Genomic DNA, 23,364 nt, shown 5'->3' on the forward strand with positions numbered 1-23,364 from the left:
ACACTCCTCGTCGCACCGTCCGCGGGCCCCGTCGCTCGCCCGGGCCGACGAGCGCACCCCTGACCCGGGTCCGTCATCCCGTGAGCGCGAGCGCCCGCCCGAGCACGAACCGTGCCCGCAGCACGTTCTCCGTCGTGGGGTCGGCGAGCAGGTCCGTGAGGGACCGTCCGACGGTCGCCATCCCGAGGTCCCCCGCGAGACGCTGACGGGCGGTGAGCGCCTCGTGCTGCCATCCCGTGAGGCGGCGACGGCCCGTCGCCCCGAGCGAGTCGACGACCTCGAGCGCGGGTTGGCAGACGCGCACCACGGGCCCCCGGTCGACCGGCTCCGCGACGTGCGTGGTCGACCCCTTGCGCAGCGCGGCGATCCGCGCCGTGAGGCGACGCATCGCGGTCCAGCCCGGCGCGGTGCGGTACACGGGCGACATCGAGGGTGAGAAGAGCTCGATCCCCCCGGTGCCGTCGCGCAGGAAGATGCCTACCGGCTCGTCCGCTCCCCCGCCCGGCTCGCGCTCGACGAGGACCGCGACCACCGGTCGGCGCGACGCCACGACCGACAGCAGCGCCTCGACGCTCCGTTCCTGGTCGACCGCGACGCGCAGGACCTGCGTGCCGCCGTCGGCCGCCGTGACGGGCCAGGTGACCTCGCGCCGCACCTCCTCGACCCCGATCGCTCCCGTCTCGCGCACCATGACCAGGCGCACCCGGCGGGCCGCGCGACCGAAGCCCACCGTCCCGGTCGTCGCCGAGTCCCGGAGCCGGTCGGCGACGGTGCGCAGCTCCTCGACGTCGAACCTCCCGTCGCCCACGCGACGCGTGCGCGAGGAGACGCTCAGGGTCCCGTCGGGGCGGGTCTCAGGGGCGTCGAGCGTGAACGGTCCTGCGCAGACGCTCGCGACCGAGGACCCCCACAGCATCGGCAGTTCCACGTCCCGGCGGAAGGCCGGGTCTGCCCCCGAGGGGCGTGCGGCCGTCGCCGTGCGCACCACGCCGTGCTCCTGGTCCCAGGCCGTGAGGGTCATGCCGCGCGCCCCGCTCGCTGCCCGCCACCACCGCACCCCGAGCGGCACGAGGCGTCCGGGGCGTTCCTCGCCCTCGTCGTCCGCCGCGCCGCGGGCGCGCCGGGCCGGGGCGCCGACCAGGTCCGGCAGGGCCCCGGCAGGGGCGTCGCGGAGCGCGGCCGCGAGCGCCCAGGCCTCGGCGAGCGCGCCCAGCGCGTCGGCCTCGGTCACGTCGTCGTCGCGCGATGCGAGGCCGTCGACGAGCCCTGCGGCGACGAGCAGGAGCCGGTGGAGGAGGAGCAGGCCCACGAGCCGGGCACGTCCGGCCGCGCCACGCAGCGTGTCGGCGGCATCGGCCCCGAGGTGGGACAGTCCGGCATCGACCACGTGCCCGACGACGGCGCTCGCCTCCTCGATCCCCGCCCGCTGGGCGGTGGTCAGCTCGCCCGAGCGCTCGACCTCGATCTCGTGGGGCCACGACCACGAGCGTCCCTCGCGGGCGAAGGCCCGGACGACCGCCTCGAGCCGGGCGGCGGCCTGGTCGGCGGCGGTCGACTTCCCTGCGACGACCATGCCGCCGTAACCCGCGGGGGCGACGAACACGACGACGTTCGACGGCCCGGCCGGTACCGTGGCACGGCCCTCGGGCGCGGGGTCACCGGTGGCCGGGCGGGCCAGGCCGGCGATCGGCCACGAGATCGTGAGCCGTGCGCCGTCGACCGCGAGGTCGCACGCCTCGGTGATGCCGTTCCCCTCCGCCGCGACTCCGGCGAGGAGCGCGCTCGGCAGACGCTCGACGACCCGGCGCACGGCCACCTTGCCCGCAGCCCGGCACACCTCGGCCGGGCTCAGGGAGAGGAGAGCAGCCAGAGGGCTGGCAGCCTCGTCAGTCGTGGCAGGTCCGGGGCCGGGGCCCGTGGGGTCGCCACCACCGCCGTCCGTTCCACCGTCCGTCGCCGCAGCCCCAGGACCGGCGTCGTCCACGCCGGGTTCAGGCGTCGAGCCCGCCGGGTGCTCGCGAGCCCAGAGGCACGCGGCCACGACGTGCTGGCACACGCCCGCCGTCGGGCACGAGCACGACGCCGCGACCGGACCCTTCGGCCCGAGCCGGACCACCGCGGACCCGCAGGCGACCACGACCTCGTCCGGGGACTCGGACGCGAGCGACACCTCGCCCCCGACGAGGTCCTTGCGGGCGCGCCGCAGGAGGCCCGCGTTGCCGAGCGCGATCAGCGCTGCGTCGTCGTACCCCGCGAACACGGCCAACCACGCGGGCGTCATACGAGCACCTCCCCGAGCCACTCGGCGAACCGCTCGGGCGTGAGCGCGGCGACGTGCATGCCGCTCTCGGCCAGACGACGCGCCGTGCCCTGGTCGTAGACAGGCTCGGCGGACTCGTCGAGCGCCGCGAGGCCGAGCAGCCGGACGCCCGACTCCGCGAGCCGCCGGACCGACGCGAGGAGCTGGGCCACCGACCCGCCCTCCTCGAAGTCGCTCACGAGCACCACGACCGTGCGGCTCGGGTTCGTCACCTGCTGCTCGGCGTAGCGCATGGCCTTGGCGATGTCGGTGCCCCCTCCGAGCTGGGCCGTGAGCAGGACCGCGACCGGGTCGTGCACGAGGTGCGACAGGTCGACGACGCTGGTGTCGAACACCGCGAGCCGCACCGAGATCCCGGGCAGGGCCGACATGATCCCCGCGCAGACCGCACTGTAGAGCAGCGAGGCCGCCATGGAGCCCGACTGGTCGACGAGCAGCACGACCTCCCACGTCAGGGTCCGTCGCGCCCTCGACACGAACCGCACGTCCTGGACGATCAACCGGCCGGACTCGGGGTCGTAGCGCGAGAGGTTGGCCTGCAGCGTGCGCTTGCCGTCGAAGTTCTGGCTGACCTTGTGCATCGAGCGGCGCGACCGGTCCTTGCGGCCGCTCAGGGCGGTCGCGAACTGGGGGCGCAGGCGTCGCACGATGTCCTCGACCACGCGAGCGATCACGGTGCGGAGCCCGGCCGCGGCGCGATCGTCGAGCCGGCCACGGACCTGCAGCAGCGCGGTCGCGAGCTCACGGCTGGGCTCGAGGGCCTCGGCGGCCGCTGGGTCGGCGAGCAGCTCCGTGAGCCGGTAGCGGCTGACCGCGTCGACCTGCATGCGCTCGAACGTCTCGCGCGGGAAGAGCGTGCGTGCCTGGCCGAGCCAGTCGAGCGCCTTGAGCGCCGAGGGGTCGAGGCTCCCTCCGCCGCCGCGAGCGCCCGGCTGCTTGCCCAGACGGTGACCACGCTCGACGTACTCACGGTCGTAGAGGTACTGCAGTGCGCGCTCGATCCCTGCGTCGCCCGGCCCCTGCTGGAGCTCCTGGGCGGCGTAGCGGCCCAGGACGAGCCGCCAGCGACGAGCGGCCTCCTGGTCGGTCACCTGGCTGGTCGCCGCGCCTCCCGCACGATCGGTCACGGGAGCGAGGGCGCCTCGGCCCAGGTGGGCGTCGGCATCGCGGCCGAGCTGCGGGTCGGTCACGGGTGGTTCTCCTGGAGGTCGTGGCGGTCGCCCTGGTCGTCGAGCACCTGGTCGGCGGGCGAGCCGGTGGGGCCGAAAGGGCCGTCGAGGCCTGCTGCACCCGCCGCGGCCGGTGCTCCGACGGGCTCGCGGCGCGTCCCGCCGCCCCAGGCACCGAGGCCGTCGCGGTCGAGCATCGCGGTGAGCTCGCGCTCGAGCGCGAGGCCCACCTCGAGGTCCCGCTCGGTCGCCGTCAGGTGCACGTCGATCCGCTCGGCGCGCGTACCGGTGCGATCGGCCACCTGCTGGGCGAGGTGGTGCGTCTCGGCGGGCTTGAGCCACGTGAAGGCGCGGCGCAGGTCCGGCAGGACGGCCAGGAACGCCGGCTCGTCGAGGTCGCGCAGCCCGGCGTGGACCGCGTCGAACAGCTCGGGGGTGTGCAGCAGGAGGTCGGGGGCCGCGCGCAGCAGCCCGCCGAGGAAGCGGACCGCGGCGACCGGGTCCGCGCCGGGACTGAGCTGGGCGCGGACCTCGGCGACCAGGACGTCGTCGCCGAGCGAGTCGTCGACCGACGCGAGCGCGACGAGCGCTCCCCGCACCCCGGGCGCCGTCGCGCGATCCTCGCGCAGGCGGGTCAGCTCGCGGCGCACGGGCACGGGGCCGCCTGCCCCGGGACGGGTCGGCGCACCGCCTGCCGCGGACGAGGCCGGTGCGCCGCCCGCCTCGGGCGCGTCCGCGAGAGGCCGCGCGACGCCGTCGGGCACGGTGCTGAGCGCACCCGCACGGTGCACCTCGCGCAGGAGGTCGCGCAGCGAGACGAGCGTCCCGACGGCCGCAGGCTCCGCGTCCGCGTCGACCTTCCCGAGGCCGGGGACCAGGTAGGCGGCCGTCGCCAGACCGTGGTCCACCAGGTCGAGCAGCTCGGGCGCGTGCCCGTCCAGGCCGAGCTCGACGCGCGCGTCCCACAGGTCGACGAGGCGGTGCAGCCCGCCCACGACCGACTCGAGCGACGGGTCGACGTCGAGCGTCGACCGCAGCAGCGCGACGAGCCGGTCGAGATGGTCGGTGAGGCCCAGGACGACGGCCTGCGCCACGAGTCGCGCGACCCCGAGGGCCGAGCGGCCGGTCGTCGCGAGCTCGTGCTCGAGCCGGTGCAGACGGTGCACCGCGACGGCCTCGAGCGTCGCGCCGTGGTGCGAGAGCTCGACCAGGGAGGCCTCGACGAGCGGCGTCCAGGCGTACTCCCACTCCTCGACCAGCAGGCCGAGGCCGCGACCCGAGACGTGGTCGGGACCCGAGACCCGGTGCGCGAAACCGCTCCCCACGAAGTCCATGAGGGCCAGGAACGCCCGGCGTTCGCGGTGCCGGGGCGTGCGCCGCGCGTCGAGCCTCGTGCGGCGCGGCGTCGAGTCGGTCACGACGAGCCGCAGCGCCTCGGCCCGCTCCCGGGCGCGCTGGACGAGCGGGGGCGACGCGAGACCCGGCGGGACCTCACCCAGTGCCCGACCTCCGAACACCTCGGCGACCGCCTGCCCCAGGGGACGCCCCAGGCCCAGGTCGAGCCCGCCGTCGTCCTTGACGAAGCACGAGGTGAGGGCGTCGAGCAGGTCGGTGCGCCCCGGCCACGGTCGCTCGCGCAGGTCCGCGAGACGACGCGCCTGCTCGGCCGCCGACGCGACCTCGGCGAAGCTCACCTGCGCGCCACGGGTCGTGGCGGCGGCCGCGACGTCGACGAGCAGCGCGGTGCTGAGCGCCGCAGGCCCGGCGGGGTCGCGATGGGCGGCCCAGAGGCGCTCGTAGTAGCCGGGCGAGGGCATGCCGGCCCCGTACCCTCGCAGGCCGTCGAGCCGTTCGTGGTCGTAGCGGATCAGCCAGGCGTCGGCCGCAGCCGGGTCGCCGTAGCCGCCCGCCGGCCGCCGGTCCACGACCGCCCCGCCCTCGGGCGCCCCGGTGAGGGCCTCGACGAGCGCGAGCGTGTGGAACGCGCCGGTCACGACGACCACGGGCCCCTCGACCCGCGCCCGGTGCTCGGCGACGCGGGCGGACATGAGGGCCTCGCGCGCGAGCGACCCGTCGGCGTCGAGCACCTCCTCCTCGTAGTCCAGGCGCGCGAGCGCGGCCCACGCGAAGACGTCGTCGAAGAGCTCGCGCCAGTCCGTGAGCTGCTCGCGCGTGCGCGCCTCGAACAGGTGGTCCCACACCTCGTCGTGGTCGCGGCACCCGAGCCGCTCCGCGATGGCCGCGACCGTCCGCGAGTGCGCGAGGTTCCGCTCGGACTGCAGGGTCCGGGCGAACGCGTCGTCCTCGGCATCGCCTGGTGCGTCGGGCGCGCCCGACGCGCCCGGCGCGACGGACGCCTCGCGCGCGGCCCAGGACCGGTCGACGAACGCGACCTCGGCTCCCAGCCGGTCGGCCGTGCGCAGCGCGACCCACTCGGGCGAGAACTCGGCGAGGGGGTAGAACCCCGCCCCCTTGCCGTCGGTCCCGAGGCTCAGCACGGCGACGGGCGGGCGCGTGCGGGGGTCGAGCAGCACGGGCAGGAGCCGGCCGTACTCCTCGGGCCCTTCGACGAGCACGACGGCGGGGCGGACCTCGTCGAGGAGCGCCTCGACCGCGAGCACGCAGGCCGGGCTGTGGTGCCGCACCGGGGCGAGGTAGATGCCCTCGGCACGCAGCTGCTCGACGCCGGCGACCGCACGCTGCATCCGCTCGGGTGCGAGCCCCCAGGCCGCCCGCACCGGCCCGGGTGCTACTGCCACAGGGACTCCGCCGCCGAGAGGAACGACTTCCAGCGCGGGTCGCGCCGCGCCCGCTCGCGCACGACGTTGTCGACGTAGTGCCGCAGCCGACGGGCGTCCTCCTCGTCGCCCTTCGAGGCCACGCCCGCGAGCTGGCGTGCGACCTCGGCAGGGGTCACGGTGCCGTCGCCGAGGTACCGGGCCTCGAGCGAGGCCGCGACCGCGACGTTGACGGCCTCGGCCGTCGACATCACGGTCTCGGGCCGCTTGACGGGTGCTCCGTTGCTCGTGGCGCCGGTCCGCAGGTCCTGGAACGCCGTGACGAGCACGTCCAGGACGTCGCGCGAGAGCGGAGGGCGGTCGGCGGGCGCACCGAGCTCGGCGGTCAGCTGCGCCTCGATGAGGTCGATCTCGAACTGGCGGTCCGTCAGCGGCTTGATGGTCTCGAAGTTGAACCGTCGCTTGAGCGCGGCCGACATCTCGTGGACGCCCCGGTCCTTGAGGTTCGCGGTCGCGAGCACGTTGAACCCCGGCCGGGCCGAGACCCTCGCCTCGCTCCCGAGCTCGGGGATCATGAGCTGCTTCTCGGAGAGGATCGAGACCAGGGTGTCCTGGATCTCCGGGGCGCAGCGCGTGATCTCCTCGAACCGGACGATCTTCCCGGCGCTCATGGCCTGCTGGACGGCCGACGGCACGAGCGAGCGCTCGCTGGGCCCCTCGGCGATGAGCAGCGCGTAGTTCCACGAGTACCGGATGTGGTCCTCCGTGGTGCCGGCCGTGCCCTGGACCGTGAGGTTCGACGTGCCGCTCACCGCGGCGGCGAGCAGCTCGGACAGCATCGACTTCGCGGTGCCGGGCTCGCCCACGAGCATGAGGCCCTGGCGTCCCAGCAGGGACACGACAGCACGGTCCACGAGCGGGTCGTCGCCGTAGAACTTCCGGCGCACCCCGAGCTCGGCGTCGCCCACGACGAAGGCGCGCACGGCCCGCGGGCTGAGCCGCCAGCCGGGCGGCAGCTCTGCGCCACGCGCCCGGTCGGCCGCTTCGAGGGCCGCGAGCTCGTGCGCGAACCGCACCTCGGCGGGCGGGCGGATCTCCTGCGCCGCCTCGCGGTCGAGGACCGGGGGCGTGCCGCTCGGTGCGGCGGTCGGTGTGGTCACCATGCGCTCTTCTTCTCCCACTCGGCGTCGAAGCTGCCGGCGGCAGCGACGGTCAGGTAGTCGCGGTAGGACTCCGCGACCAGGACGGGCGGCAGGTCCGCCAGGCGCGCCTCGGCGCTCTGGCCGTAGGCCCGCGTCGTGCGCCGGAAGACCAGCTGGGTGAGGGCCGCGGGGATGTTCTCCTCGGGCAGGAACGCGCCCGTGAACTCGATGATCGCGGTGATCCCGACGCTCGGGTACGCCTTCTCGTAGCCCGAGAACCATCCGCCGTCCTCTGCTTGGCTGCGCGAGTACCCGAGCTTGGTCGCCCGGCCGCGCACCGTGAAGCTGTCGGTGAGCCAGCCCTTGCGGTCCGCGATCGACGTCGCCTTCTGGTCGGTGACGGGGACCGCGACCGCGAGCTGGTCGAACAGCGGCTTGATCTCGTAGTCGGCGAGGTGCTCACGCCAGCGACCGGCCTGGTCCTCGCCGAGGAGCACGCCGTGCGCGACCGACACCGTCGCGCCGTCGGCGAGGGTCACGTCCTCGTCGTCGACGTCGATCAGCACTCCCCCGTCGCCCGGGCGGAACGCTCGCTGGTCGGGGCCGGGGTTCTCGAGCCAGACGAGACCGGCCGCGAGCCGCGACATGATCGGGTGCCCCAGCACGAACTCCTGCCAGTCGGCGGCGGGCCACTCACGTCCGGTGCACATGGCCTCGTACAGCCGCTGGGTCTGCAGCGCGACGACGGCCTTGAGCTCCTTGCGGCTCGCGGAGAGCTGCGACTTGGCGGCCTTGACCTGCTCGGCGTCGTCGTCCACCCGTGCCGCGGGCAGGGCCTTGACGACCTTGCCCGCCTCGTTGGTGAGCTCGAGCGTGAACGTGGGCGTGATGCGTCCCGTGTACTCGCGCGCCCCGAGGTGCAGGTGCAGGATCCCGTCGTCCTCGAAGCCCGCGGTCTGCACCGTGCGGTCCGCGAGCTCCTCGGCGGACCAGCCCCGCCGCTCGGCCAGGTCCTGGGCGAGCGCCTGGGCGGTCGCCTGCACGGTCGCCTGCCGGTGGCGGCGCGCGACCGACAGCAGGAGCTGGATGGCCGCCGGGTCTCCGTTGGCCGCGAGCGCACGGACGAGCGCCTCGATCTGCGCGCGTCGGGTGATGTGCGCCTTGAGGTACTGCTGGGCGGCACGGGACAGGTCCGTACCCGGCATGCCGACGGTCAGGGCGAGCAGCCCCTTGTCGCTGATGGCCGACCCCAGGTAGTTGGCCTGGTGCTCGCGGAACGCGTCCTGGTGGTGCTGGTCGACCGTCCTGGACGCCTCGGCCTCGTAGTACTGCGGGTGCTGCTTGTACCAGTGCTGGTAGCGGTCGTAGCGCTGCTGGGCCTCGCGGTCGGCATAGGCGCGGCTCTCCTCCGCGGAGGGGCCCCGCGTGTCCTGACCGATCCACGCGTCGAGCACGAACCGGCCGAGCGCCGCGCGGCTCTGTTCGTCGAGCAGCGAGACGTAGCGGGCGATCAGGCCGAGCCCGCTGGGGTCCTTGAGCTTGACCGCGAGCACGACCCACCACCGCACGACCTCGGCCGGCACCGGCTGGGCGTCCGCGGCCCACCGCAGCTGCGGCAGCCCGTCCACGGGGAACCAGGCCATGCTCGCAGGAGCCTTGCCCTTGAGCCCCTTGGTGGCCTCGGCGAGCAGGGTCGTGGGAGCGATCTCTTTGGAGATGTCGTCGCCGAGCGCCTCGAGCGCACCGAGGAGCGCCGCTCGGGCCACCTCGCGGCGTTCCTTGGCGAGCGCGGCACGCAGCGCCGGGATCGCGGCCGGGTCGCCCAGGCGCTGGAGCCAGACGGCGGCCGTGACCCGGATCTCTGTCTTGCCGTCACGCAGCCCCTGCTCGGCGAGGTCTCGCGCACCGGCGTGCGACTCGAGCACCTTCTGCGCGGCGACGCGGTGCGTCTTGCCCTCTCCGAGCGCCAGCTCGGCCAGGCGTGGGAGGTAGCGGTTCGGGAGCGTGGGGAAGCCGCCGAGGATCGTGAGCGCGACCTCGAGCCGCTCGGAGCGGCTGTAGCTGTCCACCTTGGTCGGGGGACGCAGGCCGAGGTGGGTCTCGAGCGCTGCCGGGTGCTCGGCGTAGTAGGGCCACAGGTGCTCGGGCGCGAAGGTCTCCCGGGCGAACCAGGAGTCGAACACGAGCTCCGCGACGGCGACCTCGGAGTCCTGGACGCCCGCGCGCTCGACGCCGTCGGCCAGGATCCGCACGTCCATCGCGAGGTCGGCCGTGGCGTTGAGCTGGTACCAGGGGTACCGCTGCCGGCCCCCGCCGTGCGAGCGTGCGAAGCGGATGTCGTGGAGCATGGTCAGGCCCTCGAGGCGGTTGCGGATCGCGGGGGCCCGGAGCTCGACGAGCACCGTGCGCGGGGGCACCTTGGTCAGGGCGCCGGAGAGGTACTGCGCGACCTGACGGAGGTGGTCGTCGGTGATGGCCGACAGGTCCTTGACCGCGCCCCGGGCGTGCGTGAGGCGCCAGCCCTGGGCCTCCGCCTTGGGCAGGGCCTCGAGGTCCTCGAGCTCCTTGCGGGCCGCGGCGAGGCGACGGTCGACCGCGTCGCGCGCCGAGCGCACGAACGGCTCCCCGAGCTCGGCGTCGGGCAGGGGCGTGAAGGGAGGGAGGACGAGGGGCTCGTCGGCGACCACGGTCTCGACATCGAGGGCCGTGGCCCGCTCGAGCGCGTTCGAGAGCAGCGTCCCCCGTGCCCCGCGGCCGTCGGCGGCGTGCGCGCGCCGCAGCGCGTCGATGCCGCCCTCGACGCCCACCAGGTGGGTCACGAGGCCCCCGAGGCGGCCCGCGGGCATCGTGGTGAGCAGCGGCTCGAGGAGCTCGACCTGACGCGCCGCGGGCAGGGCCGCGAGGTTGCCTGCGGCCTCCTCGCGCACCGACTTCGCGCTGTCCGTCGCGAGCTGGGCGACGAGCCCGACGAACTCGTCACGCGCCGCGGGCTGGGCGCGCAGGAACTGGAGGAGCTCGACCTTGCCGGTCGCGCGCAGCAGCGGAGCGAGAGAGACGACCTCGGCGTGATGGGCGACCAGGTAGTCCTCGACGCCGGGCTGCGCCGCGAACACCGCGAGGGGGTCGCCGTAGTAGTCGGCCGTGACAGGACGGTCGAAGATCGCCGCCACGACGGCGGCCGGGATGCTCGCCTCGGCGACGCCGCCGTCGCGCAGGATCGCGACCAGCAGCTCGGGGGTCCATGCGCTGCGGATACCGGGCTTGCCCCCCTTGCCCCGGGTGCGACGGTCGCCGCACGTCTTGGCGACGTCGGTCAGCAGGGCCGCGAACCAGGCAGGAAGCCGGTCCGAGGCGCGCGAGACGTCGGGCGAGACGGCCGCGAGGAGCCGTCCGAGCCGGACGAGCGCGTCGATCGCGACGGGTTCGGTGAGCGTGTAGAGGTTGCCGCGAGCCGTCGTGCTCTTGTCCACGTTCCAGCCGGGCACGTGCTCCTTGATGGCCTTGTCCTGGGCCTGGCTCGTGTAGGTCCACACGCCCAGCGTCGCGGGCCGGTTGAGCAGACGGTCCGTCGAGTCGTCGCCACGCTGCGAGAGCTCGGTCACGAGCTCCGGTCCCTCACCGGTGTGGACGTAGGCGACGGCACGGGCCGCGAGACCCGGGGTGTCCGCGTCCAGGATCTTCAGTCCGTCGATCAGCCGAGCGGAAGGCTTCGTGTGCCGCGCATCTTGTGCTCGGTCGACCCCGAGCGACGTCCCGCCGCCCTCGACCGCACCGTCGTGGTCTCCCTGGAGCCAACCCTTGATCTTCTCGAACACGTGTCCCCGCCGTCTCGTCCAGGCCGCCGGACCGGGTCCGGAGGCCGCCGCGCTCCGTCGGCGCGGCGTCGGACGTCACAGTAGGAGAAGCCACCGACACGCACCGTTGCTGTCAGTGGAGAACGGACGCGGCAGCCGGCTCGCCGGTGTCCCGGGACCGGCGGTACCCGTCGGCGGCACGCTCGCCGCTCGACCGCGGGAGCTCCCATGGCACTGCGGGTCGAGGGCGCACGGCGCGGGAGGGCGCGTCAGGCCGAGGAAGGGGACCGCGACAGATCGGCCTGGATCTCGCGGATGGTCGTGGCGAGCACTCCTGACGCCAGCAACCCGGAACCCAGCGGTCCGGACGCGTCCTCCCCGAGCGCGGGCAGGCGCGCCAGGGCGGCGCGGACGTCCGTGGTCAGGTGAGCCAGCTGCCAGCGGACCTCTTCACGGCGGCCGGCTTCCTGGTCGGGCGCGGCGAGGGCAGCGGCCTTCGCCGCATAGGCGGCCGCTCCGAGAGCATGTGCCCCCATGTGCGCGACCCCCGAGGCCTGGCCGGCCGCCCGCGCGGCCAAGTGCACGCGCGCTTGGTGTCCACGAACGACCTTCGCGTTGAGTGCGAACGTTAGATCTCCGACTCCAGGCCTCAGGGCTCCTCGGGCTCGTCGCCGTCAAGTGCTGAGCCTTCAATGGCTTCCAGACTTGCTTGGAGGTCAATCGCATGTTTGCCAATGAAGCGAATGCGCTGATCCGTCCCCGCCAGGCTCACGTCGACACTGATGCTCTTCTGTGTACCCACCTCCTGCGTCAACAGATCGTCGCGTAGATCGCCGGGCGTCGTCGAGATCGCATGCCGGTACTTCGCAGCACATGTCGGGCACAGCGCGAGCCGATTCTCCCGTAGGTCTCGTCGCGCTTCTCGGACAAACTGCACGGCCTCGAAGTAGTCCTCGTCATTGATCCTGAACGGCATGGCTGTCGAGCAGATCTGACAAACCATCACTCCGTCGGCGTTCGTGTAGTGGCGGCGGAGGTATCCGCGCGCCGCGCTGACGTGTCCAGGTTCCTGCACGTAGACGGACCGCACGCGATCCTCGTACCTGCGAGGGGATCCGGCAGCAGCGCCCTCCGCCGCTCGTCCGGCTCGCCGTTCAGGTGCCAGCGAGGCGCCCTCCGGGAGCTTGAGCCGTGCCTCCAGTTGTTCTAGGAGCTCGGCGAACCGTGTGGGACTGCACTTGCGAAGCTCTCCCAATCGCTCCAGTTCTTCGGAAGAGTCGAAGCCCAACCTTCTCGCGGTATCGTCAGCCTCGGCTCGTGCAGTCTCGTCGGCAACAGCCTTTCGGCCAAAGCCAGACCGCGAGAGCAGAGGCGCATCGGCAGGTACTGCGAGAGTCTCGTCGAGGTCAGCCAGCGTCATGTCCTCAGGAAGAGCGCGGTTCCCGTACCGATCGAGCACCCATGGGACCGTCGTGAGCTTCTGCACCAGCTGGGAGTTCATCTGGTGCAATTTCCGCGACGCATTGGACTGGTAGAACGCGACGGCACGGCTCGAGGGCGCACCGGCTACCACGTTCCAGAGCGCGCGAAGGAGTGATTCGTCGTCGGTGGCGACGATGGCGTCGAAATCGACGATGGTCCAGTCGCTGTTCACTTTCAGGTGCGACTCGTTACGGTCCCACGTCCAGACAAACTCCACGTTGCTCTTCGCAGTGACGCTGGTGATCTCGACCGAGTCCTTAGCGCCGAGAGTTCGGGCGAGGCTGGCGATATCCCAGGGCCATCGGAAATACTCATCAGAGAGACGGTGCGGACGAACCCTCCCCGCAAACGCGTCTGACTCGTACAGGGCACCGAGTCCTATCGAGTCGTAGGGTTCGTCGAGATATATTCGAGCTGGCGCCCGCCAGGCGACATTACCCTCCTCGTCTATCGCCCGGAGGATCGGGCGCTTTGAATAGGTGCCGATCGAAACGGCCTTCTCGTCAAGGAGCCGTGCAAGTTCGGCAAGGTCATTGACGTGATCTTCGAGGGCGGTCTCAGCGGGATTGTCGTACGTGGCGAGGCGTGCGTCCAGGCGAGCCGCGGCGTTCCATTCTTTAGTCCCAGCGTGCGAGAAGAAGTGGCGAAGAGCAAGGTTGTCCTGCCTCTCCGCCTTAGTCTCGCCGTCGCCGAACGCGACAAGCGTGTCGAGAACGAGGCCGTCTGTCACAAGCCCGGGATCTGTCGGAAGGAAGGCCTGGTCACCCGGGACATGCTGGACGCCGCCTCCAAGGCGTACGCGAACGATCGGGGCCAAGTCGAGGCTATCAGGAAAGCGATCGAGCGGGTCATGGCTCTGCTCTGCAACGCGCCCGAGTGCAGCATAGAAAGATCTCAGCCACAGGTCGTCCTTGCCGGAGATCCACTCCCCCCAGGTACGCATATCACTATGGTCAGCTTCGTCGATGACTTCGTCCGCCTCGTCGCCCCAGGAAGCGAACTCACCGATGATCGAATTGACACGTTCAAAGACGTCCGCCAACTCGCTCCCTGCGAAGCCGATCGCATCAAGTGAATCGAGGAAGGCTCCCGGACGCCCCGACAGTTCCGGCAGCCAGCCTGCGGACGGATTGCCATCGACTCCAACCGAAATCTCGCGTAGCACGTCGACGTCCTTAGGCGTCAGCGTCGCGCGAAGAGCACTCACGGACCTGATGAGAGTCTTCGATGGCCTGTACCCAACTCCCCCGACCGCCGGCGTCAACGGGTTCGTCTTGAACGCGCCAATCACTCGGTCACGCACCACGCGGTACCGCTCCTCGAGCACATCCTTGTGGTTCGGCAGGGCGGACAGAAGGCCGTCGTCGACAAGACCCGCATCACACAGGGCGGGCATCGCGTCAGAGACGAGTTGCGCGATACCTGCGACGAGCCGATCGTTCCCCTTATCGTCCCGGACGCTGTCGCGCGCGACCGTCGACGCGAACGGTGCATGGATGTGGAACCTGAGCCCGGACGTCTCCTTGACGGCCGGAAAGTAGATGAATACCTGGCCATCCGTCGGCCGCACGACAAACTCAGACTGGGGCGTTCTGCGCTTCCGCGGAGAGCCGGTTGAATTTGGCTCGCTGGATCCACTCGATGAAGAGGCATCCGATCGCTTCTCGAGCGCGAAGGCGGCCGCGATTTGGAAGGTCTTGTCGTCGATAGCGACGTCCCCGGTGATGCGGTACCAGTAGTTCGGTCCGTCGTCCTCGTGTGCGCTCTCGATCGCGACGACATGGTCATCCACGTCTCGACGCTCGAGCAACCTCTCGTCGCCGTCCGGGAAGTAGCAAGCGATCCCTTTGATCGTGTTCAGGAAGAGCAATGTTGAGCGTGCGACGTCTCGGAGTGCGCTCGCCACCTCTGCGACGGCACGTTCGGCGGGCTTGTCAGGGCGGTCGAACGGGAACCAGAACCTGGTCATCCCTGGTCGCGCCTCCGACTTCACGCGTTCCGGTACGAAGAGGTCGACGATTTCGAAGGAGTGCTCGCCCGAGTGGATGACGGGTCTCTGCGTGTATGCAAAGACAGACTTGAAGCCAACTCCGAACTTGCCGATACTCGTCGCGTCGTCGGCCTTCGTCGACTTGCCGATCCCCGTAATAGAGACGATGTCTGCAAGAGCGAACAGTCGCGTACCGTCATGCTCGACGCGCAGGCCATCGGACCTGAGATCGAACGTCACCTCTCGCGCACCAGCGTCTTCGGCGTTCTGCAGAAGTTCGTAGATGAAGTGGGCATTGTCGGGGTAGAGATCCGCGAGGAGGTCTCTGAAGCCGCCCTCCCAGCCGTTCGCCCGCAACCCGTCGACACCCTTGCGTCGCAGCGGAGCCAGATCCTCGAAGGACTCGATGGTGGCCTCGTCGCGAAAGGTCATTGCGCCACCACCTCCAGTAGCACGTTGGCGAGGTGGCGTGCGGTCAGCTCGGCTCGTCCGGCCGCCTGTCTTTGGCCATCCAGCAAGCGATCAAACGCCGCTTCGGCCGCCCGGAGCTCACCCGCTTTCATCGAAGCAATGTCTGCGTGCGTCGTGGCGTCGAGCTGGCGCCGGATCGCATCAAGCCGTCTGCGCTTTTGGGCGGTGAGTGCGGCAAAGCGGCGCTCGACGGTTGCCGCCTGAACGTCGCGGTGCCCGGTACGGGCCTCGGCCCACAGTGCCGCGTGGCGCTGATCCAGTGCCAAGGAGTCCGACATCGCAAGCAACGGTGAACTATCGCGGTCGTGCGCAGCCGCAAGTAGCGCTGACGCGGAGTCTTCGACGTCGCGATTGCTGGAGACGAATCGCAGGGTGAGTGCGTCCCGCGAGCCGAACCGGGTCCACGCATAGATGCCGACCGGGTAGCACCCAGGTGCGACAAGATCTGAGACGACCCTGAGCCCGGCGTGAACGGGATCCGCTTGCTGCGCCGTCCTGGCCGCGACGCGTACGAGCGGGTGTGTCGGCCCGAGCAGCTCCGTAGCTTCGTCGTCCTCGGCAAGGGTGGGGTCGGTTGTCATGCTGAGAACGACCTTTCCGCCACGTAGTCGCCTTTTGAGCCGATGGGCGACCTCGCCGTATGAGTCGAGGTCGTCGACGATCCGTGCCACGCTCTCAGCGCCGAGCGGTACACGAGCGACGCGGCCCGATCTCAGCGCGATGCTCCGTCCAGGTTGAAGGGTCTCGAAGTAGGCCTTGACAAGGTTCGCGACCTTCGTGTCTTCCAGCCAGGCACTCGATGCCTCGGCGACGTTGTCCTCGAACGACCTCCCGGTGAAACCGAGAAGGTCTGCCCGCTGATCCTCGAGCCGCTGCTCTTCCTCGATTCGGGCGATCTCGTTGTCGGCGAGTTGCTTGAGGGCGGCCACACGCTCGTGCGGAGCCATCGTCAGGTTCGTCGCGATGTCTACGACCGCGTTCGTGACATCACCCAGGATCTTCTCGCTGCCACCGAGAGCGTGGTGAAACACGCCGATCCGCGACAGGCAGCGCCAGTAGATCTCCGCCTCGATCGTGCCGCGAGTGAGCAGGTTGATGATGGCGACGGTCTCACTGGCCTGGCCGCGGCGATCGATGCGGCCAATGCGCTGCTCGATCCTCATCGGATTCCAGGGGATGTCGTAGTTCACCAAGGTGTTGCAGAACTGGTAGTCAAGGCCCTCAGTTCCGACTTCGGAGCACAGCATCACGTCGAACGCGTCCGGGTCCGTCTGGGGAAGCTTGAAGCGCCGGCGGATCGACTTGCGGTCGTCGTCCGGCACGCCACCATGCATGACTCCGACGCGTAGACCCCATTCGTCGCATCTGCGCTCGAGGTACTCGATCGTGTGGCGGAACGTGCTGAAGACCAGGACCTTGTTGTTCGCACCAGCCTTGTCATCGACGATTCGTCGCAGCAGGTCCACCTTGGGGTCGGGTGCGCCGTCTAGGCGCTGCGCCATGCTCTGAATCGCCCGGGCCTCGGCCCGAAACGCGTCGACTTGTTCCGGCGCAAGAGTCAAGTCTTCATTCTCGCCAGACATCTCTGCACCCCGCAGCCTGTTCTCGAACAGGTCCTCGATCATCGGTGCCAGCCCGGTGATCGAGCTCGCAGCCTGGCGGTAGAGGGTGGACATCAGGAACTTCACCGGAATCCCCCGCGCCCGGGTGACCGCGATCTTCTCCCCTAGGATTGTCACGGCGTCGTAAACGTCCTGCTGGGCGTCGGTGAAGTCGACCTCGTGGGCAGCCGGCTTGCGCGTTGTGAATTCACCGATGTCTCGACGCCGCGTCCGTGTGACGATCTCGGAGAAGGTGTTGAGCTCTTCGATACCTCGGATGACACGAACTCGGACGCGGTCGTCGTCAGGGTCGCCAGTGAGATGCCCACGGAGCTGAGCGGTCCGTGGGTCGAGTGCCATGACAGTTCGTCCCCACTCGGTCTCCAGGGCTTGGCCGAGACACTCCGCGACCGCGGCCTGCCACCCTTCGGTAGCGGAGCGCGCCGCCTGCGAAGCGTTGTACAGGTGCTCGTTAGGTTCCAGCATCACCTGGTAGTCGGACCAGTCGAGCACGAGGTCATCTCGCAGCAGATTGACGAGGGTGAACAGGTCCTGGCTGTGGGTCTGGATCGGCGTGGCAGAGAGCATGAGGACGGCGTCCGCGGCATCGACGAACCGCTGGACACACTGATACGCCTTCGTCTCACGGTTCCTGATGTGGTGGGCCTCGTCGATGATCACGAGATCGAACTTGAGCTCACCTGCCAAGGAATCGAGGCTGGCGACCCTCGTCCTGGACTTTGGTCGCTGACCCGTGAGCAGAGTCTCGTCCAGGAGGGAATACGGAAGGATGGCTTTGCGGTAGCGCGTCGGCCACACTCCCTCGCGGAGCGTCTCCTCAAGACACCACCGAAGCGTCCTGCTATCGAGATGAGCAAAATCCTCATCGAAACGCTTGAGCTCGTTGCGCCACTTGTCATCGACGACGAGCGGGCGCGGGCAGATCACGAGCACCGACTCTGCCTTCTTCCGCGCTTGGAGCTCCTTCAAGACCAGGCATGCCTCGATCGTCTTGCCGACACCGACGTCGTCGGCGACGAGGATCCTGGGACGATCGGACTGGACGAGCTTGAGCACGGGCCGGTACTGGTAGGGCTCGAAGTCCACGCGCCCAGCGTTGCGTGTGTGCAGATAGTCGCTGTTTTTGTCGAGAAGCAGGGCTGCTGTCAGGCTCGCGTGCAGGCCGGCAGAAGAGACCTGGATCGGCTCGGCCCCGGTAGGGACACCTTCAACCTGAGACGCGAAGTACGGGTTCACCGTCCCGTCGTGGAACACCCCATAGCGAGTCTCCGCACCTACGACGTCAATCGACACGACAGCGCCGCTCACCTCGGGGCGCCCAGTCAGCCGCACCACGGTTCCGGGCGCGATCGGTTCAGACATGCCTACTCCCTCGCAGATTCCACACCAACCTAGGCCATGCGCACAGGGCAAGCATTCCATCCCCTGAGCCTCAGGTTTACCGGATTTGGGCACCGACTGGGTGATTTCGTTCGCGCTGCCACCTGTGCGGTTCGGTGCGGCGGGTTGATCCCCAGGGGCGGCTTCGATTCCAGGTCGCGCCCGTCCACAGTCTCAGCGGTGCCCACCGCGCATGGCCAGCGACCTTCGTACTGTGGCTTTTGTGAATGCAAGCCGCTATGACGACGTTCCGTGTTCCGAAGCACCAGGACACGTCGGCCACCTGGGGACACGCCTACCCTTCCTTGCCGAGGGCGGACTAGGCACCGAGGGCGTGTTCGTGGGGCAGTACCTGAACTCGGGTCGTCGTACGTCCACGACCCTGTGGGTGCTCACTAGCGCGAACTGATCACCGCGCAGAACGTCGCCGGTACCAGCCCGCGGCCGCGACGCGAGCAGACGAGGAGTCGATCAGGCCAACCTCCACCGCCGCCTTGAACACGCCAGAGAGGAGTCTGTTGCTCGTCTTGCTGCGCCCGGCCTCAAGGTCTCCGACTCCACGCTTCTTGGTCATCGTCGTCACTTCCTTCCACGAGAAGGTGCGCGAGCAGAACCGCCACCCCCGCGCGGGCTCTACCGGGAGTAGGCAATGCCGGATGGTGGCATCTGGGTCCAGCACAGTCCACGAAACTGGCCAGTCAACGTACGAGTGTGGGAACGCGCCCCTGATGGTGGGCCCGGAGGGACTCGAACCCCCGACATCCACGGTGTAAGCGTGGCGCTCTAACCAACTGAGCTACAGGCCCCAGAACAGCGGTGCACAGCCTACCGGGTCGCCGGCCGTGCCTCGCACATCAGCCGCAGATCGGGCATCGCCCGCCCGACGACGCACGGCCACCGCAGGCCGGTAACGCCGGCGTACCCGTCGAACCCGGTCCGTGGGACCGGTCGCCCGTCGCACCCGGTCGTTCGTCCCACCGGTCACGCGACGCACCGGTCACCCGACGCGCGAACGGGCGCACCGCGGCTCAGGGCCGCGGCACGCCCGTCGAGGGGGGTGCGCGTCAGAGCTCCGCGAGCGCCGCCTGGTACCCCGCGAGGTCCCGGCGCTGCCCGCGCGGGTTCACGACGGACCACCGGACGACGCCGTCCGCGTCGATCAGGAAGCTGCCGCGGATCGCGAGGCCGCGTTCGTCGTCGAACACCCCGTACTGCCGCGAGACCTCGCCGTGCGGCCAGAAGTCGGACAGGAGCCCGAACGTGTAGCCCTCCTGCGCGGCCCAGGCCTTGAGCGAGAACACGGGGTCGCACGAGATCGCGAAGAGCGTGACGCCCGCAGTCTCGAAGTCCTCGATGTTGTCGCGGAGCTCGCACAGCTCGCTCGTGCACGTCCCCGAGAAGGCGAACGGCACGAACACGAGCAGGACGGGGCCGCCGCGCAGGTCCGAGAGACGGACCGGGGTGCCGTGCGTGTCGGTCAGCGTGAAGTCCGGGGCGACGTCGCCGGTCCGGACCGTGAGCTCGGGCGCCTCAGCGCCCACGGCCACGCGTCCCGAGCTTCGTCGCGGACCAGTCCGGCGCGATCGCGAACGTGCTGGTCGCGTGCAGGCCGGCCGTCGTCGCGGCCTCCTGGAGGTCGTTGTGGCCCACGTGGCCGTCGCGGCCCGCCTTGGGCGTGAAGATCCAGATGAGGCCACCGTCGTCGAGCACGGTCTGGACGTCCACGAGCATGTCGGCCAGGTCGCCGTCGTCCTCGCGCCACCAGACGACGACACCGTCGGTCACGTCGCCGTAGTCCTCGTCCACCAGCTCGGAGCCGACGAGCTCCTCGATCTCGGCGCGCAGGTCGTCGTCGACGTCCTCGCCCCAACCGAACTCCTGCACCACATGGCCAGAGAGGAACCCCAGGCGTCCTGCACCCTGGGGGTCCGTCGTCGCTCCCACTTGTGTCTCTTTCCCTTCTTCGTACTGCTTGATGATCAGTGCCCTGCTTGGCAAAGGTAGCCCACGGCACTCCCGCATGCCTCAGCAGGACGGGCGTTTCGTGCGGCGTGTCCACCAGCGCAGAAGCCCAGTGTTGCGGGGAACCGCACTCGGCACAACGTCAGAGCGCGCGCGAACGTGCCTCGACCGACCGGGCCGGGCTCCGCCGTCGGGCCCACGAGGGGCTCCCGGAGCACCGCCGCACCCCGCTCGATCCCCTCCTCCGCACCGTCTGCACCCGACCCACACCCTCCTGTGTCGTGAGGATCACGCTCCCTTGACCCCCTTGTGGTGTGACTTCCGGGCTGCGGGGTAACAGAATGGTTCGACCACCCGAGAGTGTGGAGGGCACAGTCGCCACCAGCGACTGCTCTCGCTGCGCAGGAGTGGCTGGAGGAGAGCGGGCACGGTGTACCGCGCCGTGATTCAATCCGAATACCGCTCCGAACGAGATATGAGGTTGCTGGTGGCTTCGTTTGACGAGACAGGACCGCTGATCAACGGTCTGCTCAGCCAAGTACCGGACATCGACCCCGCTGAGACGAGCGAGTGGGTCGAGTCCCTGGACGGACTGATCGACGACCGTGGCGGCCCTCGCGCGCGCTACGTCCTGCTCAACATGCTCAAGCGAGCACGCGAGCGCAACGTCGCGATCCCCACGTCCATCAACACGCCCTACGTCAACACCATCGGTGTGCACGAGGAGCCGTACTTCCCCGGCGACGAGGCCATGGAGCGTCGTTACCGCAGCTGGAACCGCTGGAACGCGGCCGTCATGGTCACGCGCGCCCAGCGCCCCGGGATCGGGGTCGGTGGACACATCTCGTCCTACGCGTCGGTCGCGACGCTGTACGAGGTGGGCCTGAACCACTTCTTCCGCGGCAAGGACCACCCGGGCGGCGGTGACCAGGTCTACTTCCAGGGTCACGCGAGCCCCGGCGTCTACGCCCGCGCGTTCCTCGAGGGTCGCCTCTCGGCCGACCAGCTCGACGGGTTCCGCCAGGAGAAGTCGCACGCGGGCGGCGGCCTGCCGTCCTACCCGCACCCGCGCCTCATGCCGGACTTCTGGGAGTTCCCCACGGTCTCGATGGGCCTCGGCCCGGCCTCGGCCATCTACCAGGCGTGGACCAACCGCTACCTGCACAACCGCGGCATCAAGGACACGAGCCAGCAGAACGTCTGGGCCTTCCTCGGTGACGGCGAGATGGACGAGCCGGAGAGCCGCGGCATGCTGCAGCTCGCCGCGCAGCAGGGCCTGGACAACCTGAACTTCGTGGTCAACTGCAACCTGCAGCGCCTCGACGGCCCGGTCCGCGGCAACGGCAAGATCATCCAGGAGCTCGAGGCGCAGTTCCGCGGCGCCGGCTGGAACGTCATCAAGGTCATCTGGGGCCGCGAGTGGGACACCCTGCTCAACGCCGACAAGGACCGTGCGCTCGTCAACCTGATGAACGTCACGCCCGACGGCGACTACCAGACCTACCGTGCGGAGAGCGGCGCGTTCATCCGCGAGCACTTCTTCGGGCGCGACCCGCGCACCAAGCAGCTCGTCGAGAACATGTCGGACGACGACATCTGGGCCCTCAAGCGTGGCGGCCACGACTACCGCAAGCTCTACGCGGCGTACGCGGCGGCTACCGCCCACACGGGCCAGCCCACGGTCATCCTGGCCCACACGGTCAAGGGCTACGGCCTGGGCTCGGGCTTCGCGGGGCGCAACTCGACGCACCAGATGAAGAAGGTCGGCCTGGCCGACCTCAAGACGCTGCGCGACTCGCTGCGCATCCCGATCACGGACGAGGAGCTCGACGCCAACCCGTACGAGCCCCCGTACTACCACCCGGGTGCCGACGCGCCGGAGATCCAGTACATGCAGCAGCGTCGCAACCAGCTGGGCGGCTACGTGCCGGAGCGTCGCTCCGCGCCGGCCCCCGTCACGCTGCCGGGCGACAAGACGTACGAGATCCTCAAGAAGGGCTCGGGCAACCAGGAGATCGCCTCCACCATGGCGTTCGTCCGTCTGCTCAAGGACCTCATCAAGGACAAGGAGATCGGCAAGCGCATCGTGCCGATCATCCCGGACGAGGCCCGGACCTTCGGTCTGGACTCGATCTTCCCGTCCGCGAAGATCTTCAACACGCAGGGCCAGAACTACCTCGCCGTGGACCGCGAGCTCATGCTGAGCTACAAGGAGTCCGAGGCCGGGCAGATCATGCACACCGGCATCAACGAGGCCGGTTCCGCGGCCGCGTTCCAGTCGGTCGGCACCTCGTACGCCACGCAGGGCGAGGTGATGATCCCGTTCTACATCTTCTACTCGATGTTCGGGTTCCAGCGCACGGGCGACCAGTTCTGGGCCGCCGGCGACCAGCTGACCCGCGGGTTCATCATCGGCGCGACGGCCGGGCGCACGACGCTCACCGGTGAGGGCCTCCAGCACGCGGACGGCCACTCGCCGCTGCTGGCCGGCACCAACTCGGCGATCGTCCAGTACGACCCGGTCTACGGCTACGAGATCCGCCACATCGTGCGCGACGGCATCGAGCGCATGTACGGCGACGGCTCGGACGGGCGCGACCAGAACGTCATGTACTACGTGACGGTCTACAACGAGCCCATGCAGCAGCCGGTCGAGCCGGAGGACGTCGACGTCGAGGGCATCCTGCGCGGCATCCACCGCATCAAGGTCTCCGAGGCGTCGGGACCCAAGGCGCAGATCCTCGCCTCGGGCGTGGGCGTGCCGTGGGCCCTGGAGGCGCAGGAGCTCCTCGAGCAGGACTGGGGCGTCTCCGCGGACGTCTGGAGCGTCACGAGCTGGAACGAGCTGCGCCGCGACGGCCTGGCCGCCGAGCAGGACGCGTTCCTCAACCCGGCCGCCACGCCGCGCGTGCCGTACCTGACGGCCAAGCTGCAGGGTGCCGAGGGCCCGTTCGTCGCGACGAGCGACTACGACCACCTGGTCCCCGACCAGGTGCGCCAGTGGGTCCCGGGCGACTACGCGGTGCTCGGTGCGGACGGCTTCGGCTTCTCCGACACCCGCGCCGCGGCCCGTCGTCACTTCAAGATCGACGGTCCCTCGGTCGTGGTCCGCGTGCTCCAGCAGCTCGCGAAGCAGGGCAAGGTCCCGGCCGAGGCCTCGGCCCAGGCGATCGAGAAGTACCGTCTGATGGACGTCACGGCCGGTACGTCCGGCAACGCGGGCGGCGACTCCTGATCGCTCCTGCCCCGCGCCCGGCGCCGGTCTGACCGGCACCAGGACCGCAGTGCCCGACG

At 70.2% G+C, this 23,364-nt stretch carries 11 protein-coding genes and 1 tRNA gene; 1 reads left to right on the forward strand and 11 read right to left on the reverse strand.

Features of this window, described 5'->3' with window-relative positions:
• Positions 1–73: 73 nt before the first annotated feature.
• From ACIPWA_RS10980 to ACIPWA_RS11030, 11 genes are all read right to left on the reverse strand, one after another.
• Positions 74–2,281: a hypothetical protein gene (locus ACIPWA_RS10980; RefSeq protein ID WP_400290125.1), complete on the reverse strand. Its 2,208-nt coding sequence runs from the start codon at positions 2,279–2,281 to the stop codon at positions 74–76.
• Positions 2,278–3,510 carry a VWA domain-containing protein gene (locus ACIPWA_RS10985; RefSeq protein WP_400290127.1) on the reverse strand — a complete coding sequence of 411 codons (1,233 nt, stop codon included), beginning with the start codon at positions 3,508–3,510 and terminating at the stop codon, positions 2,278–2,280. Before ACIPWA_RS10985 ends, ACIPWA_RS10980 begins: the two co-directional genes overlap by 4 nt.
• Positions 3,507–6,248 carry a DUF5682 family protein gene (locus tag ACIPWA_RS10990; RefSeq protein WP_400290129.1) on the reverse strand — a complete coding sequence of 914 codons (2,742 nt, stop codon included), beginning with the start codon at positions 6,246–6,248 and terminating at the stop codon, positions 3,507–3,509. Before ACIPWA_RS10990 ends, ACIPWA_RS10985 begins: the two co-directional genes overlap by 4 nt.
• Positions 6,239–7,390: an ATP-binding protein gene (locus ACIPWA_RS10995; RefSeq protein ID WP_082618397.1), complete on the reverse strand. Its 1,152-nt coding sequence runs from the start codon at positions 7,388–7,390 to the stop codon at positions 6,239–6,241. Before ACIPWA_RS10995 ends, ACIPWA_RS10990 begins: the two co-directional genes overlap by 10 nt.
• A complete protein-coding gene (locus ACIPWA_RS11000) occupies positions 7,384–11,184 on the reverse strand; it encodes a DUF4132 domain-containing protein (protein ID WP_400290131.1) in 3,801 nt (1,266 codons plus the stop codon). Before ACIPWA_RS11000 ends, ACIPWA_RS10995 begins: the two co-directional genes overlap by 7 nt.
• A gap of 248 nt (positions 11,185–11,432) precedes the next feature.
• Positions 11,433–11,747 (reverse strand): putative immunity protein, encoded by a 315-nt coding sequence (locus ACIPWA_RS11005; RefSeq protein ID WP_400290133.1) that lies wholly within the window; start codon positions 11,745–11,747, stop codon positions 11,433–11,435.
• A gap of 65 nt (positions 11,748–11,812) precedes the next feature.
• Complete coding sequence (locus ACIPWA_RS11010) at positions 11,813–15,067, reverse strand: sacsin N-terminal ATP-binding-like domain-containing protein (protein WP_400290135.1); 3,255 nt, start codon at positions 15,065–15,067, stop codon at positions 11,813–11,815.
• Complete coding sequence (locus ACIPWA_RS11015; protein ID WP_400290137.1) at positions 15,064–18,090, reverse strand: DEAD/DEAH box helicase; 3,027 nt, start codon at positions 18,088–18,090, stop codon at positions 15,064–15,066. The genes ACIPWA_RS11010 and ACIPWA_RS11015 overlap by 4 nt, the downstream gene beginning before the upstream one ends.
• A 747-nt stretch (positions 18,091–18,837) precedes the next feature.
• A tRNA-Val gene (locus tag ACIPWA_RS11020) sits at positions 18,838–18,914 on the reverse strand.
• A gap of 258 nt (positions 18,915–19,172) precedes the next feature.
• Complete coding sequence (locus ACIPWA_RS11025) at positions 19,173–19,649, reverse strand: peroxiredoxin (protein WP_056763783.1); 477 nt, start codon at positions 19,647–19,649, stop codon at positions 19,173–19,175.
• Complete coding sequence (locus tag ACIPWA_RS11030) at positions 19,639–20,052, reverse strand: DUF3052 domain-containing protein (RefSeq protein ID WP_056651057.1); 414 nt, start codon at positions 20,050–20,052, stop codon at positions 19,639–19,641. The genes ACIPWA_RS11025 and ACIPWA_RS11030 overlap by 11 nt, the downstream gene beginning before the upstream one ends.
• A 505-nt stretch (positions 20,053–20,557) precedes the next feature.
• Between ACIPWA_RS11030 and aceE the strand changes: the two genes are divergently transcribed.
• The gene (gene aceE / locus ACIPWA_RS11035) at positions 20,558–23,305 is read left to right on the forward strand and encodes a pyruvate dehydrogenase (acetyl-transferring), homodimeric type (protein WP_400290140.1); all 2,748 of its coding nucleotides are present in this window, start codon (positions 20,558–20,560) and stop codon (positions 23,303–23,305) included.
• Positions 23,306–23,364: the final 59 nt, after the last annotated feature.

Source organism: Oerskovia enterophila (assembly GCF_044748475.1).
In the GTDB taxonomy this organism is placed as follows: domain Bacteria; phylum Actinomycetota; class Actinomycetes; order Actinomycetales; family Cellulomonadaceae; genus Oerskovia; species Oerskovia enterophila.